We start from the raw sequence: 16,377 nt of genomic DNA, 5'->3' as shown, positions 1-16,377 counted from the left end.
GACGGCAAGCTCCGATTGCCGCCCATTGCGCAGATTGGGAGCGGCGAAACCTTACAACGACGCCAGCATTCCTAGCACCGCGGGAACATTTCCGTTCGCCTCGGCACGGCGCAGCGGCAGCACATTCTGGACCAGGATTTCCTCGGGCGTCGGCTCCTGGGCGAACAGCGCCATCACCTCGTCGGCGAACTCATCGAGCGGCATATAGCCTTCGCGCGTCGACTGGCCGGGGGTCAGGTCGGTGCGCACCGCAGGCGGCGCCAGCTCGATCACCTCGACCTTTCCGGCAAGCTGGATGCGCAGCGCCATCGAATAGCTGTGCATCGCGGCCTTCGTCGCCGAATAGGTCGGCGCCTTGGGCAGCGGCACGAATGCCAGTCCCGACGTCACGTTGATGATCGCCGCATCGTCCTGCGCCGTCAGATGGTCGATCAGCGCATCGGTCAAGCGGATAGGGCCCAGAATGTTGGTGATCACGGTTGCTTCGGCTTCGGTCAGATCGCGCTTGGCGCTCGCATCTTCGGTACCCATGATCCCGGCATTATTGACCAGTATGTTGAGCGCGGGATGCTGGGCGACCACCGCAGCGGCAAAGGCGGCCATTGCCGATGGATCGGTTACGTCGAGCGTCATCGCCGACATATTCGGCCGGCCCGTGATGGCGGCTTCCAGCTTTGCGGCGCTGCGCCCGGTGACGATGACGTTGTTGCCCGCGTCGTGCCAACGCTGTGCAAGCGCCAGGCCGATGCCCGAACCGCCGCCGCTGACAAGAATGGTGTTGCCCGCGATTTTCATGATCTTTCCTCCGTTGGGGTGGTGAGAAGGTTTAGATATGGCTACACTTTCAAAAAGAAAGAAGGCACCCGAAAGTGCCATACTTACCAACGAGAGAGAATTGGATTTTCTGCGATGTCCTCCCCCGAAAAAATATTGTCCGAAGCGCATGATATCGCGGACCCGCGTGTCGAAGCGCTGGTCAACGACCTGATCGGCCGCGTGGCGGACAAATGGACGATGCTCGTGCTGGAAGTGTTGGAGGATCATGGCGAGTGCCGCTTCACCCGTCTGGCGCAGCTTACGCCCGGGATCAGCCAGAAGATGCTGACGCAAACGCTGCGCCAGATGGAGCGTGATGGACTAGTACACCGCACCGTCCACGCGGTTGTCCCGCCGAAGGTCGAATATCGGCTGACCGATCTGGGGCGCAGCCTGGGCGAGGCCTTCTGCGGTGTCTGGCTGTGGGCCGAGGCGCATTTGGCGGCAGTGGAGGCAGCGCGGACGGCGTTCGACGACCGGAAGTAAACGGCGCGTTCAGGCGCCACAGCGCGACGCTCTATGATCGAGATCACACGCAGCACGGTATCCCCGATGCTAGCCCGGGATCCTGTATTGGAGAGCTTCAAATGCGTATCCCGATCCTCTTGGCCGGTTTGGCGATCATGGCGTTGTCGACCCCCGTCGCAGCCGAAGATCCTGAATCTGCCGCAAGCTGCCTGGCGGGCGAGCGGCCGATCCACCGTTTCCCGGCATGGGCGGACAAAAGCGATGCGATCTGCGACTATGGCTTTGTCGAGGTCAATCGCCGTCTGGCAGATTTGCTGGAGGCGCCCAGCGGCGCCGTTAATATCGAATGGCTGAAAAAGACGCTTGGTGTGCCGCGCTTCATTCAACGCGAAGGATATGAACCCAACGGCTTTTTTGTGGTCAACGCTGGTTATCAGGTGGCCTTGGCCGGGCAGGACGGCTGGGAAATGGTGATCGAGGCGTATGAACGCCGCCGCGAAGGCGCTTGGGGCCGCAAGGATGATTTCAACGTGAAATTCCATGGCATGGGCCTGAATCCGCAGATGGAAGCGGCGAACAAAGGTCGCTGCATCAGCGAGGCGGCGATGCTCGACCGCGCGATCGCGGCGGGCTGGCGCTACGTTCCCGGCGGCATGGAAAGTGGCACGGCAGGGCCGATTTTCATGCCGGGTGGCTTGGTGAACGACGATGGCCGCACCTTGGTGCTGATAAATCTGTCGCGCACCACCGAATTGCCGCCCCGCGAAACGCTTGAGGCGACTTGCGCGTGGATCTTCTCATTCAGCGAGCTGAAGCAAACGCCGCTCGCGGCACAGCGCTGACCACGCTCGCCGCCTTGAACCGGTACATCATCGCGGGTGGCGGCCCGAGCCGTGCGCCCTAGAATATTCGATTGACGTTGAAGAGGTTACGACCATGTATCGCTATATTGCCCTCGCCGCCATACTCCTTGGCGCCGCCGCTCCCCAGATGGCTTCGGCGGCTGCGGGGCAGAAAATTTGCACTCGTCATTCGACCATTATTCTTGAGCCAGGCGAAAAGGCGGTGGTCAACGGTGCTGGATCGAGCGGCGTCGAGTTGCTGATCTCCGGTCCGGCTGGGCAATGGATTTTCGCGGATTATAATGGGTTGTCGGCGCCGGGCACAGGCGATGTCCAAGTCGCGTCAACGAAGAGCCACACGATCGTGCGCCGCGCTCAGCCGCCGCAAATTTACGTCCTTTATTCCAAAGCCTCGCGCCTGATCGAGGGCAAGCAACTGACCGCGTTCATCAGCGGCCTCTATCTCGATCGGAGGCCGCTCGCCAATCCGCGGATCAAGGGTAGCGATGCCGACAAGAGTGTTTGGGAGCGCGTTTTGCTGGGACAGACCGGGACTTGCGACCTGCGCTGGGTGCCGGGGCAAGGGCTGGTCAAATAATAACGGCCGACGCCGAGCCGCTGTTAGAAACTGGAAATCGTCATGCATAAATTCATTCGTTCCCTTTTTCTGCTGGCCCTTGGCGCATGTGGCGCCGTCTCGACACCTGCCCTCGCACAATGTGGTTATGGTACCAGCTCGCAAGATTGCTTTCACCAGCAACGCGACGCAGATGCGGCGCGGCAGGCCGAACAGCAGTACCGCCAGCAAATGCAGGGCGAAGACGGCGGAATGGATGATGGCGGCGATGACCGGCCTTCGGGTCCCTCGGCGCCGCGGGCGCCCGATTATGGATACGTCGTCGTTGTCTGGCATTCCGATGCAGCCGACGTTTGGGCGACCTGGAACCGCCGGACCGAGCAAGACGCGACCGCGAGTGCGATGTCGGCGTGCCGCGACGTGATGGGCGAAGGCTGCACGGTCGCCCTGTCCGCGTGGAACAGCACGGTCGCGGTGGCGCAGGGATCGGATGGCGACCTCGCAGTGGGTTGGGGCGTCAAGACGGACGAAGCCGCCGCGAAAGCGATCGAAAGCTGCCGGAAAAAGAATCCGGAATGCGCGATCAAATATAGCTTCACTGCGAAGCCATATACGGTTGCCGACGATCATTATCCCGGGGCGTCTGTGGCGCGCATGGCATGGGCAGTCGTAGCCTGGCCCAAGAGCCGCCCTGCGGATAAATGGCTTGGCAAGGTCTGGCTGGCGAGCGGGCAAGGCGATTATATGAGTTCGGAGAAGCGCCTGCTCGAACGGTGCAAGCGCGACACCGGCATCGATTGCCAGATTTCACAAGCCGCAATGGGCGACGGCGGAACCAAAAAAGGCGCGGTGGTCGTTGCCTATTTTCAACCGGGTGTCGGGACCATGTGGGTCGCCAGCCCATCGCGACGTTATGCCGAAGACCGGATCAAGGCCGACTGTGCGAGTGCCGGGGCAGCGTGTACCAATATCCGCTTCTTCGATCCCTTCACCTCGCGCCTTGGCCCGGTGGATTCGCCGCAGTCCTGACGCTGAGGTCGGGTGCGCACCCCGGCGCCAGATCTATCATTTGCGGATCAATGATATGCGAATCGCCTGATTGCGCGTTATGTCGGCAATCACCAGCCTGGCCTGTGCCGAGGCGATCGACCGCGTATCGGTGCGGCATTGGCGGACGTCATTTTTGCCTTTGAGATCGAAATCCGACGCGGTGCCGCATACGGTAACGGCGGCGCGCCAGATCCGGCGGTCGAGTGTCCGGGTGCCGGCCTCGGTGCGAAGGTCGAGGTCGCGATGCTGGACAGCGACGGTCGGGGTCGTAGGCGCCGATTGCGCGAGAACGGGCTGGCCAACGGATGTTGCTGCCAGCGCGGCGAGGATCAGAAGCTTTTTCATCTTGTGTCTCCATCGACCGGCGGTTGAGGAGGGGAGGAAGCCGGTGAACCGCAGATAAGCGATCACTCGCAGCGAAAGGAGCAACGATGTTGCCCGACCATTCTGCAAAATTGCAGAATGCCGCACGGACGGTTATGACCCACAAAGCGTCATGTATGATTGGAACGACCTCAAAGCCTTTCTGGCGGTGGCGGAAACGGGCAGCACCTTGTCCGCCGCGCAGGCGCTGCGCGTCAGCCAGACGACCGTCGCCCGGCGCATCGCGGCGCTAGAGGCGGCGACCGGGCTCAACCTGTTCGAGCGGCGACAGGCAGGATATGCGCTGACCCCAGTCGGAGAGGCGATGCTGGAAAGCGCGGCGGCGGTGCGCGATGCTGCCGATCGCTTTAGCTCCGCGGCCGGTGCGTCGTCGCGCGATGCCGGCGGCACAGTCAGCCTGACGGCGATGGAAATTTTTGCCGTCACGATCCTGCCGCCGATCCTGCGCGATCTGCGCGCTGCGCATCCCGGGATCCAGATCCAGCTCGACACGTCGGACGAGCAGCGCGACCTGGCGGCGGGCGCCGCCGATATCGCGATCCGGAGCAGCAAGCAGCCGACCGGCGCCGGTCTGGTCGGGCGGCGCATCACCGACAATCCATGGACAGTCTATTGCAGTCGCGATTATGCCGACCGCCACGGCATCCCGCACAGCCGCGAACAATTGGCCGCGCATCCTTTTATCGGCGGCGGCGGCGGGGTGTGGAAGCCCTATCAGGCCTGGCTCCAGCAATATGGGCTCGAGGAGTCGGTGGTGATGCAATATGACAGCGCGTCCGGCCTGCTTGCGGGGGTGCGCTCGGGCATGGGGCTCAGCGTCTTGCCCGCCTTCATCGCCGATCGCGAACCCGATTTGATCCGCTGCGTCCCGCCCAAGACGGAAGACACCACGGGGCTGTGGCTGTTGACCAACGAAAGACTGCGGCGTGTGCCGCGCGTGCGGCTCGTCCTCGATTTCCTGGCCGCCCAACTGACGAAGCTCGTGCGCGGAGGCTGAGCCTTATCGCAGTCGCGCGCACCCCAAGGCCGCGGCGTCCATCGCCGTCGCGGCGCCGCGCAGGCGATAGGTATCGGCGATCGCGCCACCGCTTGGCGTACTGCTGGTGACGCTCATGCTCGGTGCCGATCGCATCGCAGCAACGATCGCTGCGTCCATCCGCGCGTCGCTGGCCCAGCCGTGCGCCCCGTTTCCGGTCAAGATGAAGCGGCGGCTGCCGATCGTCAGCCGCAAGTCGCGCCCCGGTGCGCGGGCTTTCGACAGGCGGACGTAAAATTGACCGCGGATTCGCGACTTCGGCCAGGTGCCGACGCTGGCATAAGCCTTGACCTGCGGAGTTCCGATTGTCGCGGAGGGAGCGGCGAGGGCGTAGCAGCGCGGCGTTGCGGGATCGCGGAACGCACCCCAGCCGTCGAAAATGCCGAGCGCCGTCGGAGCGGCGGCAAGCGCCGCGACGGGCAGCGCCGCCAACATCAGGAAAAGGGAGGCCCGGCGCAGCATCGACCCTCGTTCGCGCGATTGGGGATGCTTTGCAAGCATGGCTTGCACCCGCCGATGCGTGCGTTAAGGAAGGTTGGCATTTTCAGGGGTTGGGAATCGGGACGCGAATCGCCTCCGATATCGGCCCTTTCAGGGACTTCTCCCGCGGAACACAGGGATGGCGGATTAGAATGAAAGCGACGATCGAACGCGCAGTGTTGTTGAAGAGCCTCGGCCACGTTCAGTCGGTGGTCGAGCGGCGCAACACGATCCCGATCCTCTCGAACGTCCTGATCGAAGCCGACGCGTCGGGCCAACTGAAACTGATGGCCACGGATCTCGATCTGCAGGTCGTCGAAACGATCGCGGCGAAGGTCGAAACCGCCGGCACGACGACCGTGTCGGCGCACACCCTCTTCGAAATCGCGCGCAAGTTGCCCGAGGGTGCCGAGGTCAGCCTCGCCGCGGCCGATGGCAAGATGCAGGTCAAGGCCGGCCGCTCGAACTTCAACCTGCCGACGCTGCCGCGCGACGATTTTCCGGTGATCGCCGAAGGCGACCTGCCGACCAATTTCGAACTGCCCGTCGCCGCGCTGATCCAGATTATCGACAAGACGCGCTTCGCGATCTCGACCGAGGAAACGCGCTATTATCTCAACGGCATCTTCTTCCACGTCGCCGAGGATGCGTCGGGCCCGGTGTTGAAGGCCGCAGCGACTGACGGTCATCGCTTGGCACGCTACACCGTGGCGCGTCCTGAAGGCGCCTCTTCGATGCCCGACATCATCGTGCCGCGTAAATGCGTCACCGAAATCCGCAAGCTGCTCGACGAGGCCGAAGGCAATGTCGAAATCAGCCTGTCGGCGAGCAAGATCCGGTTTCAGCTCGGCAACGCGATCCTGACCTCGAAGCTGATCGACGGCACTTTCCCCGACTACAGCCGCGTCATCCCGACTGCGAATGACAAGCTGCTCAAAGTCGATCCGAAGAGCCTGTTCCAAGGCGTCGACCGCGTGTCCACGATCGCCAGCGAAAAGACCCGCGCAGTCAAGGTCGGCCTCGACAAGGACCGCATCACGCTGAGCGTCACCAGCCCCGAAAACGGCACGGCTGCCGAAGAGGTCGCGGCGGTTTATGACAGCGAGGCGATGGAAATCGGGTTCAACGCCCGCTACCTCAGCGATATCTTGGGCCAGGTCGATGGCGACAGCGTCGAATTGCATCTGGCCGACGCTAACGCCCCGACGCTGATCCGCGAAAATGAAAAGAGCCCGGCGCTGTACGTGCTGATGCCGATGCGGGTGTAGGGCATTGCGGCGGCCGGCAAGCGTCTCGCTCGCTATTGCAGCAGCCGTTGCGCTCGCCTTGCCGACCATAGCGGCGGAACCATTTGGCTTCTCCGCACAGGATCAGGCGGACGTCAACTGCCTTGCCGTGAGCAGCATTGCATTGGGCAACTCGATATCGAATGGTGCTCCGGAATCTCCAGAGGCCGTCGGGATAATGACCGTTCTCACCTATTTTCTTGGAAAGCTGAAGGGTCGTCACGCGGACTTACACGTCGCTGACGTCTTGACGCCGACCGTCTATCGGGCGCTCACGCCGATATTGGCGACCGAAGCCCAGCGTTGCGGCGCCGAGGCAACAATAATAAGTGGTGAGCTGGAGCAGGCAGGCAAGCTCCTGACCGCCGCCGAAAATGCCGCTGCCATAAGGCACAACGGCACTTAGTTACTTCACGGCGGAGTTTAACCCGCCTTCGCGACCCGCCATATCACACCCCCGGTATCGTCGGCGACCAGCGCGCTGCCGTCCTTCGCCACCTTCACATCTGCCGGCCGACCGCGGGTGGTCTTGCCGTCCTTGCCCAAGAACTGGTCGAGCAGCGTGACGGGCAGGGCATCGACGGGCTTGCCATTGGCGCCGAACTTCACGAACACGACACTGTAGCCCGCCACCGGCTCGCGGTTCCATGACCCGTGCAGCGCGACCAGCGCACCATTTGCCCAGCGCTCGCCCAGATCCAGATTTTGGGTGAAGGTCATCCCGAGCGGGGCGACGTGCGCGCCCAGCCCATAGGCCGGGCGCTTGACATATTGGCGGCGATCCTCGCCTTCCGGTTCGACGCGCGGGTCAATGTAGCCGCCCCAATAATACCACGGCCAGCCATAGAAATCGCCTTCGGTGACGTTGGTCAGATAATCGGGGACAAGGTCGCTGCCGAGCATGTCGCGCTCGTTGACCACCGTCCACAACCGGTCGCTGCCCGGATAAAAGCCGAGTCCGACGGGGTTGCGAATGCCCGCGGCAAAGGTGCGGATATATTTCTGTGCGGGGCGCACCTCTAGCACGCTGGCACGGCGGACTTCGCGGTTCATGCCTTTCTCGCCGATATTGCTGTCGGCGCCGACGCCGATGTAGAGCCAGCCGTTGGGCGCGGCGACCAGGCTTTTTGTCCAGTGACGGTTGGTGCCCTTGGCCGGCAGGTCAACGATTTTGGCGGGTTTTCCGCTCATCGCAGTCTCCCCCGCGACATAGGGGAAGGCGAGTAGTGCGTCGGTGTTGGCAATGTAGAGCGTCGTCCCGACTAACGCCATGCCATAGGGCGAGTTGAGCCCCGTGATGTAGGCGGTCTTGACCTCGGCCTTGCCGTCGCCATCGGCGTCGCGGAGCAGGGTAATGCGGTTGGCGGACGGCTTGCGTCCCGTTCCGCCCTTGCTCATCAGGTTGCCCATGATCTTGCCCTCGACACCCGAGGTGTCGCGCGGCGGGCTTTGCGCCTCCGCCACCAGCACATCGCCATTTGGCAGCACGAGCATATTGCGCGGATGGTCGAGCCCCTCTGCAAAGCGCGCGACGGCCAGTCCCTGGGCGGCGCGCGGCGCCTGACCCGCGGGCCAGCTTGTCGCCTCGGGTACGTTGATGGTCGGGAATGTTTCGGTTTTCTGCGACGCCATCACCGGCACCCGGCCGCTGAGTTCGGCGGTCGAGAAGCGCGCCACGTCAGGCCGCGACATGATGTACAGCGTCACGCCGCCGATCAGGACCAGCAGCAACAGGGCGAGGGCGACATATTTCAGGATCTTGCGCATCGCACGTTCCTACACGGACGAAGCGCGGCGGCAAAGAGGCGAAACACGCACGGTGAGATCGCAGAATGGGTTAACCGGTGAAATGTTGCGGTTAACCTTACCCGGATGTTCATCACTATTGGGAACGGGGCGGTGAGGCGCGCGCCTTAGGAGAAAGGCTCCAAGGCAACGGACGGGGACTCCATGCATCTGCCTGCACCATTTCTATCCGATCGCGCCGCGGTCGACGATGCCCATGCGCTGATCAGCGTGCATGGCGAAGAGGCGGGATTCGCTGCCGCTGCGCGCGCCGAGCAATTTCGCGTGCTGGGCAATCACGTCCATTTTGCGCGCTGGCGCCAGATCGAGCGGCTCATCACTTACCTCGCGGTCGAGGATATTCTCGACACGGTGCATTAAGGCTCAACGACCAAATTCTTCCGTCCCTGTGAGCGAAGCGAAGCAATCTCCAGCTATCGGACTGGCGCTAGGCCGATAGCTGGAGATTGCTTCGTCGTCTTCGGCTCCTCGCAATGACGACGAAATGCTAAAGCCGCAGCCCGGCCGTCTCAGGCAAACCCGCCATGATGTTGAGGTTCTGAACGCACGCGCCGCTGGCACCCTTGCCCAGATTGTCCAGCCGCGCGACGAGCCGCGCCTGACTGGCGTCGGCATTGGCAAACACGAACAGCTCGATCCGGTCGTCGCCCGCGTCCGATGCGCGGACCAACATCTCGCCGTCCTTGGGATTCTCGCCCATAACCACGATAGGGCTGGCGGCATAAAAATCCGCCAGCGCCGCGCGCATCGCATCGGGCGAATCCGCCTTTGGCATCGCGGCCAGCGGCAGCTGGACATCGACCACCATGCCGCGATGGGCGGGTATGACCGAGGGGGAAAACATCGGCGCGATCGACAGGCCGCAGCGCACCTGCATTTCCGGCACATGCTTGTGGCCGAGTCCCAGCGCATAGCCGCGCCATGCAATATCGCGGTCTTGCTCAAACCGTTCGATCAGTGCCTTGCCCCCGCCCGAATAGCCGCTGACCGCATTGCAGCTATAGGGCCAGTCGGCGGGCAGCAGCCCGGCTTGCACCAGCGGCGCGACGAGCGCGATGAAGCCGGTCGAATAGCAGCCAGGATTGCTGACCCGTGCGGCGCTGGCGACCGCATCATGGCCGCTGACTTCGGGAAAGCCATAGACCCAGCCCGGCGCGACGCGGTGGGCGGTCGATGCGTCGATGACGCTGGTATGGTCATTGGCGATCATCGCTACCGCCTCGCGCGCCGCATCGTCGGGCAGGCACAGGATGACGAAATCGGCGTCGTTCAACGCTTCGCGCCGCGCGGCGGCGTCTTTGCGGTGTGCTTCGTCGATGGCGATCAGCGCAAACTCGCGCCGTCCGGACAGCCGCTCGGCAATTTCCAGGCCCGTCGTTCCCGCCGCGCCGTCGATGAAAACCGTCTTTGTCATGATATTATCGCAGTCGTTTATATCCGCTCACGGGCGGGTCATGATCCTTGGTGGCCGAACGTGCGATGACGTCGGCCAGCGGCTCGGTCTTCACCGCCATCCATCGTCGGCTCGCGTGAATGATATTGCGCTCGTCGGCCATGATGCCGACATGACCGGGAAAAAAGACCAGATCGCCGCGGGCGAGCGCCGAGGGATCGACGTCCTTGTCCGCCCCGAGTGCTGCCAGCTGCAAATCGCTGTCGCGCGGCAAATGGACCCCCGCCGCCGCCCAGCTCAGCTGGACCAATCCCGAGCAGTCGATGCCCTTCGACGTGCGGCCGCCCCACAGATATGGGGTGCCGATCAGTTCTTCGGCACGTCCGGCGGGATCGGCATCTTCGCTGCCAACCTCAACCAGCGCTGCCAACGGCAGATAGCCGTGCGACGTCACCAGCCACTCGCCCTCGACTTCACCCATCACCAGCGCGCCGCGCGGCAGGACCGCGGGACCGCCGCTCGCCGCGTCGGGCGCATTGTGCAAGATCGCTTCGATCATCTCGACGCGGTGGGTGGGTGCAATCGGCGAGGCCAGTGCATCGGCGGACAGATAGCCGACGTAATGGTCGGCAAGGCAATAGCCCCACGCCCAGCCTCCGGTCAGGTCGAGCAGCGCAAAGCCTTCGCCGAATAGCAATTCGCTCGTCTGTTCGGCATCGAGCGACGGCGATCCGCGCAGCACCGCGGCAGGCAACACGCCGCTGCGCATCATCGGCGCGGCATAATGCGGGGCGAAATGCTGGCCGGCGACGGCGATGTCGGCCAGGTCGGGGCGGATCGCGACGATGCGCGGGTCATAGGCCTGCGACGTGCCGGTCAGGCCAAAGCGATCGCGGCCCGCGCCAGCGGCGCCGGGGCGCCCCATGCGGACGCGGTTTGCCGCTGAATTTTCGCCACCGTCTGCTGTCACGTGCCGCCCCGTTGCCATCCGACGTCCGCAAGGCGCGGACAATCGCGCGCCATTAGACCAGCAGAGGGCGCTTTATCAAGAATGTTCAAGCCTTGCCGCGCCGGTCGTACCGCGCCTGCAGCATTGCCCAGGCCGCGCGCAAGCCCAGCGCAGCGCCGCCCTTGGGACGGCCGGGCTTCGCCGACGGGCGCCAGGCGAAGGTGTCGAGATGCGCCCATTGGACGCCATCGGGCACGAAGCGTTTGAGGAACAGCGCTGCGGTGATCGTCCCGGCAAAGGCCGAGCTGCCCGCATTGCCCAGGTCGGCTATGTCGGTTTCGAGCAGGTCGGCATAGCCGTCCCACAGCGGCATCCGCCATAGCGGATCGTCGCGGTCGATCCCGGCGCTCAGCATGGCCTCAGCGAGCGCATCGTCATTGGCGAACAGTGGCGGCAGGTCGGGGCCAAGCGCGACGCGCGCGGCGCCGGTCAGCGTGGCGAAGTCGATGATCAGCTCGGGCTTGGCTTCCCCCGCTTTCGCCAGCGCATCGGCCAGCACTAATCGCCCCTCGGCGTCGGTGTTGCCTATCTCGACCGTCAACCCGAGGCGGCTTTTCAGGACGTCGCCGGGGCGAAAGGCATCGGCCGAGATTGCATTTTCAGCCGCGGCGACCAAACAGTGCAACCGCACCGGCAGCCCGCTCGCCATTACCAGTTCGGCGAGCGCCAGCACATGCGCGGCGCCGCCCATGTCCTTTTTCATCAACCGCATGCCTGACGCGGGCTTGATGTCGAGCCCGCCGCTGTCGAAGCTGATCCCCTTGCCGACCAGCGCGACGCGCGGATGGTCGTCCTTGCCCCATTCGATTTCGATCAGGCGCGGCGCGTGGTGCTTGGCGGCGGCGCGTCCGACCGCATGGATCATCGGATAACCCTGCTCCAGAGCCTCGCCTTTGGTGACGGTCAGTTTGCCGCCATGCGCCTTGGCGATCCGCTCAGCCGCCTTTTCGATCGCCGCCGGACCCATGTCGGCGGCGGGGGTGTTGACCATGTCGCGGACCAGTGCGACCGCGCCCATCTCCGCCACCAGCGGCGCTATCGCCCCGACGTCGCTCGTCAGCAGGACGCGCGGCCCCTTGGGCTCTACCTTGGATCGGTAGGTGTCGAACCGATATTGCGCGCTCATCCAACCGAACAGCGCCCTGCCCGGGTGCTGGCCTTCGAGGCGATAGCGTCCGGCGGGCAGGATTTGCCCCAGCTTGGCAAGGCACCATGCCGACATGCTATCGACCTTGGCCACCGTGGTCACGACGGCCCATTTATCGGGGTCGTCTCCGGGCAGAATAGCGTGGACATAGGCGTCGGGTTTGAACCCCACCGCGGCGAGGTGCGCGCGCTCACGGGCGCTGCGGCCCTTCAGCCATTCGTCATAACTCTTCTTGTCGACGAGGTGGATCGGGCGGGCGTCCTGCCCCTTGTCGGGCTGGATCAGGTCGGAATAGTCGGTCATGTACCCGGTGCTAGGCCGCGATGGATATTTTGTCGATTCCCTGCGTTATGCTGGCATGATGACCGCCATACAGCCTCGCACCATCTTACTGCTCCTGACCAGCGCCGCGCTGCTTACTGGCTGCGCCGAAGACCCGCCGACGCCCACCGAGAAGGCTGCTGCTGCTACGGTCCCCGGCGCCCCACCTCAAAGCGCCGCAGACGCGAAAGCCAAAAGCGCCCCGGCTTCGAACGTCAAGGAAAGCAGCGAACTCGTTGAATTCACCTATGCCTATCCGCGCGAGGCGGCGGCTATCCCCGCGCTGGCAGCGTGGCTAGACAATGATCGCGCAACCAAGCGTGATGCGCTGATTGCCGCAGCCCAGCGCGACAAGGCTGCGGCAGAGAAGGCGAGTTATCCCTATCGTGCGCATAGCCTTTCACAATCGTGGCAGCGGGTTTCGAACACACCGCGCTTCCTGAGCCTGTCAGCGGAAATTCAGACCTATACCGGCGGCGCCCATGGCATGACGAACTTTGCCACGCTGTTGTGGGACCGCAATCGGGCGAAGCAGCTACAGCCGCTCGACCTGTTCACCAGCGGTGAGGCGTTCGACGCGGCGATCCGTGAGGCCTTCTGTGAGGGGATCAAGCGCGCCAAGGCGGCGAAGGGCATCGTTGCAGAGGAAGCGCCGGACAGCCCTTTCGGCAAATGCCCGCCCGCATCGGCGCAGACCGTGTGGCTCGGCTCGTCGGACGGCCGCCATCTTGACCGCATGACCATCGCGATCGCGCCCTACGAAATCGGTTCGTTTGCCGAGGGCAGCTACAAGATCAACGTGCCAGTGACGGGGGCGGTCGTCGGAGCGGCAAAGCCCGAATATGCGCGGGACTTCCTGCCGATCAACTAAGGCGACCGGCCCATCGTTGGCGCGCCGTGAAACGCTCTATTCGGCTGCTTCCAGTTCGGCAGGTGCTGCCGCCACTGCGCGCGCATTGCCGAACGCCAGCACGCCGTCGTCGATCGCGCCGGTCTTCATATCGATGCGGTCCTGGATATAATTCTGATTGAGCCGCCACGGCAGCTTGTCGGCATTTTTCGGCATGATGTGCAGCGACCGCTGGATATAGCCCGACGAGAAATCAAAGATATTCTCTTCGGTCAGCGTCGCCGGGTCGGCCAGCGCCGGGGTCGCGACCGTCGTGGCGGTGGCCTGCATATGATTGAGAACACGGCAGACATATTCGGCGACGATGTCGGCGCGCAGCGTCCAGCTGGCGTTGAGATACCCGAACACCGCCGAAAAATTCGGGACGTTCGAGAACATGCAGGCCTTGTAGTAAAAATGCTCGCTCCAGTCGACGAGCGCGCCGTCGACCCGAACCGGAATCTTGCCGGCGACGGCAAGGCTCAGGCCGGTCGCGGTGATAATGATGTCGGCGTCAAGATGCTTTCCGGACTTCAGCTGGATGCCCGATGCGTCAAAGCGTTCGATATGGTCGGTGACGACCGATGCCTTGTCGGCATTCATCGCCTCGAAAAAATCGCCATCGGGAATGAGGCAAAGCCGCTGTTCCCACGGATTATAGGGCGGGGTGAAGGTCGCCGCGTCATATTTGTCGCCAAGGCTTTTCTTGATCTGCTTGGTCAGGAAGTCCTTGACCTTTTCGGGCTTGTCGCGCGCTTTGCGGAAGACGATGTCTTGCATCTTCACATTCTTGTAGCGCGTGATCTTATACGCCAGTTCCTCAGGGAGGATCTTGCGCAGGAAATTGGCAACGCCGTCCTTGCGCGGGCGGATCGCGAACCAGGTCGGCGTGCGTTGCAGCATCGTGACGTGCGCGGCCTTGTCGGCCATCGCGGGCACGATCGTCACCGCGGTGGCGCCCGACCCGATGACGACGATGTTCTTGCCCGTATAATCGAGAGTCTCCGGCCAGAATTGCGGATGCAAGATCTGGCCCTGGAAGTCCTCGCGGCCGGTAAAGTTGGCGTCAAACGGCGCGTCATAATCATAATAGCCGGCGCCCAGATAAAGCCAGCGTGCGGTCGTCGTCGTCGTGCCGCCAGCATCATCCTCCATCGTCACCGTCCAGCGCGCGGTCGTGCTGTCCCAGTCGGCGCCGACGACCTTGCGGTTGAAACGGATGCGCTCGCGGATATGGCGTTCATCGACGATGCGATTGAGATAGTCGAGGATCGCAGGGCCATCGGCGATCGTCTTTTCATGCTTCCACGGCTCGAACACGAACCCCAGCGTGTGCATGTCGCTGTCCGACCGGATGCCCGGGTAGCGGAAAAGATCCCAAGTACCGCCCAGATTGGAACGGCGCTCGACAAGCGCAAAGCTGCGGTGGGGGCTATACTGCTGAAGGTGGACGGCCATGCCGATCCCCGAGATCCCGGCACCGACGATCAGCACGTCCTGATCGACCGAGGCAGCGTTTATGTCCGCGGAGCGTTCCATCGTCGCCGTGCCTGCCATCATCCTGTCTCCCGACTATGTTTGGGCGCAGTTTACGCACCACGTTGCATTTTGCAATCGAATTGACGTTTACGGAAAGCAGCGTCGGGATGAGTGTCCTTGTCGCTGTCACAATATTGTCATAGGGGCGTAACGCTTTTGTCACCTCGGCCCGCGTTGGCCAAATTTGCAGGAAAGGATTGAGTCTATGCGTCAGATTGCGGTCCTTCCTTATCGATTTGGCGGCCCCACCCAGGATGGTCCGACCGAAATCATGCTGATCACGTCGCGCGAGACAAAACGCTGGGTGATTCCGAAAGGCAACCCGCTGACGGGTATGGAGCGCCACGCCGCCGCCGCCGTCGAAGCAGAAGAAGAGGCGGGGGTGATCGGTGCAGTATGTCCGACCTCGATCGGCAGTTATGAATATCGCAAGCGCCGCGCCAATGGCGCATCGATCATGTATAATGTCGAGGTGTTCCCGCTGGCCGTGACGCGCGAACTGGCCGACTGGAAAGAAATGGACGAGCGCGACCGGCGCTGGTTTTCGTTCGACGCCGCCGCTGCGGCGGTCGAGGAACCCGACCTGCAAGCGCTGATCCGTTCGTTCGGCGACAGCGGCTTTCGGGCCGTCGCCGCGCCGCGGGGTGTCGTTCAAAATGTTGCCGAGAAGACAGGGGTAAGCTGGATGTTCGCATGGTTTCAGCGTTTGCTGCCGCGACAGGGGAATTTTTTCGAGCTGTTCGAAAACCACGCCGCGACGCTGGTCGCCGGCGCCAACGCCCTGTCGCGGATGTTGCAGGGCGGCGAGGGGATGGCCGACCATGTTCAGGAGATCATCGAGCGCGAACATGACGCCGACGCGATCACCCGCGAAGTGTTGCAGACCGTCCGCCGCACCTTTCTGACCCCGTTCGACCGCAGCGCGATCACCGACCTGATCGCATCGATGGACGATGCGATCGACGAGATGCAGAAAACCGCGGGCGCAGTCGACCTGTACGACGTCACGACCTTTGAACCCGAGATGCGCGACATCGGCGGCATCATCGTCGATGCGGCGCGGCTGACCGCCGAAGCGCTGCCGTTGCTGCGCAACATCGGCGCCAACGGCGCGCGCCTGCACGAATTGACGGAACGGCTGGTACGAATGGAGGGCCATGCCGATGAAATCCATGCTGCCGGGCTCAAGCGCCTGTTCCGCGAGCACGGTCATGCGAATCCCACGCAATTCCTGATCGCACGCGAACTCTTCCGCCACCTCGAGCGCGTGACCGACAGTTTCGAGGATGTCGCGAACGAGATCGACGGCCTGGTCATCGACCACGCATAAGCGG

General features: G+C 63.3%; 18 protein-coding genes. 10 read left to right on the top strand and 8 right to left on the bottom strand.

Annotated features, from left to right (window positions below; translation table 11 throughout):
* Positions 1–51: 51 nt before the first annotated feature.
* A complete protein-coding gene (locus ACQY6T_RS08955; protein ID WP_428630435.1) occupies positions 52–795 on the bottom strand; it encodes an SDR family oxidoreductase in 744 nt (247 codons plus the stop codon).
* A gap of 114 nt (positions 796–909) precedes the next feature.
* Here ACQY6T_RS08955 and ACQY6T_RS08950 point away from each other — a divergent pair, with 114 nt between their 5' ends.
* From ACQY6T_RS08950 to ACQY6T_RS08935, 4 genes are all read left to right on the top strand, one after another.
* Positions 910–1,302 (top strand): winged helix-turn-helix transcriptional regulator, encoded by a 393-nt coding sequence (locus tag ACQY6T_RS08950; protein ID WP_428630434.1) that lies wholly within the window; start codon positions 910–912, stop codon positions 1,300–1,302.
* 101 nt (positions 1,303–1,403) lie between these two features.
* A complete protein-coding gene (locus ACQY6T_RS08945) occupies positions 1,404–2,126 on the top strand; it encodes a hypothetical protein (RefSeq protein WP_428630433.1) in 723 nt (240 codons plus the stop codon).
* 94 nt (positions 2,127–2,220) lie between these two features.
* Complete coding sequence (locus ACQY6T_RS08940) at positions 2,221–2,724, top strand: hypothetical protein (protein ID WP_428630432.1); 504 nt, start codon at positions 2,221–2,223, stop codon at positions 2,722–2,724.
* Between the two features lie 42 nt (positions 2,725–2,766).
* Positions 2,767–3,732 carry a DUF4189 domain-containing protein gene (locus ACQY6T_RS08935; protein WP_428630431.1) on the top strand — a complete coding sequence of 322 codons (966 nt, stop codon included), beginning with the start codon at positions 2,767–2,769 and terminating at the stop codon, positions 3,730–3,732.
* 36 nt (positions 3,733–3,768) lie between these two features.
* Here the strand turns inward: ACQY6T_RS08935 and ACQY6T_RS08930 are convergent, their stop codons facing one another.
* Positions 3,769–4,098, bottom strand: coding sequence for a UrcA family protein (locus ACQY6T_RS08930; protein WP_428630430.1), 330 nt, complete (start codon positions 4,096–4,098; stop codon positions 3,769–3,771).
* Between the two features lie 151 nt (positions 4,099–4,249).
* On the opposite strand from ACQY6T_RS08930, the gene ACQY6T_RS08925 reads away from it, so the two are divergent.
* The gene (locus ACQY6T_RS08925; RefSeq protein ID WP_428630429.1) at positions 4,250–5,134 is read left to right on the top strand and encodes a LysR family transcriptional regulator; all 885 of its coding nucleotides are present in this window, start codon (positions 4,250–4,252) and stop codon (positions 5,132–5,134) included.
* A gap of 3 nt (positions 5,135–5,137) precedes the next feature.
* On the opposite strand, the gene ACQY6T_RS08920 is transcribed toward ACQY6T_RS08925, so the two are convergent.
* The gene (locus ACQY6T_RS08920; RefSeq protein WP_428630428.1) at positions 5,138–5,635 is read right to left on the bottom strand and encodes a hypothetical protein; all 498 of its coding nucleotides are present in this window, start codon (positions 5,633–5,635) and stop codon (positions 5,138–5,140) included.
* Positions 5,636–5,805: 170 nt separating this feature from the next.
* On the opposite strand from ACQY6T_RS08920, the gene dnaN reads away from it, so the two are divergent.
* Together dnaN and ACQY6T_RS08910 are read left to right on the top strand one after the other, a co-directional pair.
* Positions 5,806–6,921 carry a DNA polymerase III subunit beta gene (dnaN, locus tag ACQY6T_RS08915; RefSeq protein ID WP_428630427.1) on the top strand — a complete coding sequence of 372 codons (1,116 nt, stop codon included), beginning with the start codon at positions 5,806–5,808 and terminating at the stop codon, positions 6,919–6,921.
* Positions 6,922–7,117: 196 nt separating this feature from the next.
* Positions 7,118–7,345: a hypothetical protein gene (locus ACQY6T_RS08910; protein WP_428630426.1), complete on the top strand. Its 228-nt coding sequence runs from the start codon at positions 7,118–7,120 to the stop codon at positions 7,343–7,345.
* A gap of 17 nt (positions 7,346–7,362) precedes the next feature.
* Here the strand turns inward: ACQY6T_RS08910 and ACQY6T_RS08905 are convergent, their stop codons facing one another.
* Positions 7,363–8,706, bottom strand: coding sequence for a PQQ-dependent sugar dehydrogenase (locus ACQY6T_RS08905; RefSeq protein ID WP_428630425.1), 1,344 nt, complete (start codon positions 8,704–8,706; stop codon positions 7,363–7,365).
* A gap of 183 nt (positions 8,707–8,889) precedes the next feature.
* Here ACQY6T_RS08905 and ACQY6T_RS08900 point away from each other — a divergent pair, with 183 nt between their 5' ends.
* The gene (locus ACQY6T_RS08900) at positions 8,890–9,105 is read left to right on the top strand and encodes a hypothetical protein (RefSeq protein WP_428630424.1); all 216 of its coding nucleotides are present in this window, start codon (positions 8,890–8,892) and stop codon (positions 9,103–9,105) included.
* A gap of 127 nt (positions 9,106–9,232) precedes the next feature.
* Here the strand turns inward: ACQY6T_RS08900 and argC are convergent, their stop codons facing one another.
* The 3 genes from argC to ACQY6T_RS08885 all read right to left on the bottom strand — a co-directional run bounded on the left by argC (position 9,233) and on the right by ACQY6T_RS08885 (position 12,597).
* Positions 9,233–10,159 (bottom strand): N-acetyl-gamma-glutamyl-phosphate reductase, encoded by a 927-nt coding sequence (gene argC, locus ACQY6T_RS08895; protein ID WP_428630423.1) that lies wholly within the window; start codon positions 10,157–10,159, stop codon positions 9,233–9,235.
* A 4-nt stretch (positions 10,160–10,163) separates the two neighbouring features.
* On the bottom strand, positions 10,164–11,108 hold the full coding sequence (locus ACQY6T_RS08890) for a C40 family peptidase (protein ID WP_428630422.1): 945 nt from the start codon (positions 11,106–11,108) through the stop codon (positions 10,164–10,166).
* Between the two features lie 85 nt (positions 11,109–11,193).
* On the bottom strand, positions 11,194–12,597 hold the full coding sequence (locus tag ACQY6T_RS08885) for a leucyl aminopeptidase family protein (protein ID WP_428630421.1): 1,404 nt from the start codon (positions 12,595–12,597) through the stop codon (positions 11,194–11,196).
* A 55-nt stretch (positions 12,598–12,652) separates the two neighbouring features.
* Here ACQY6T_RS08885 and ACQY6T_RS08880 point away from each other — a divergent pair, with 55 nt between their 5' ends.
* Positions 12,653–13,486, top strand: a complete 834-nt coding sequence (locus tag ACQY6T_RS08880; protein WP_428630420.1) for a DUF4163 domain-containing protein — start codon at positions 12,653–12,655, stop codon at positions 13,484–13,486.
* 36 nt (positions 13,487–13,522) lie between these two features.
* Here ACQY6T_RS08880 and ACQY6T_RS08875 read toward each other — a convergent pair whose 3' ends face one another.
* On the bottom strand, positions 13,523–15,064 hold the full coding sequence (locus tag ACQY6T_RS08875; protein WP_428630419.1) for a flavin-containing monooxygenase: 1,542 nt from the start codon (positions 15,062–15,064) through the stop codon (positions 13,523–13,525).
* Between the two features lie 184 nt (positions 15,065–15,248).
* Between ACQY6T_RS08875 and ACQY6T_RS08870 the strand changes: the two genes are divergently transcribed.
* A complete protein-coding gene (locus ACQY6T_RS08870; RefSeq protein ID WP_428630418.1) occupies positions 15,249–16,373 on the top strand; it encodes a DUF47 family protein in 1,125 nt (374 codons plus the stop codon).
* Positions 16,374–16,377: the final 4 nt, after the last annotated feature.

This window comes from Sphingopyxis sp., from assembly GCF_965279725.1.
GTDB lineage: Bacteria > Pseudomonadota > Alphaproteobacteria > Sphingomonadales > Sphingomonadaceae > Sphingopyxis.
This window is presented reverse-complemented; position numbering and strand designations above follow the sequence as displayed.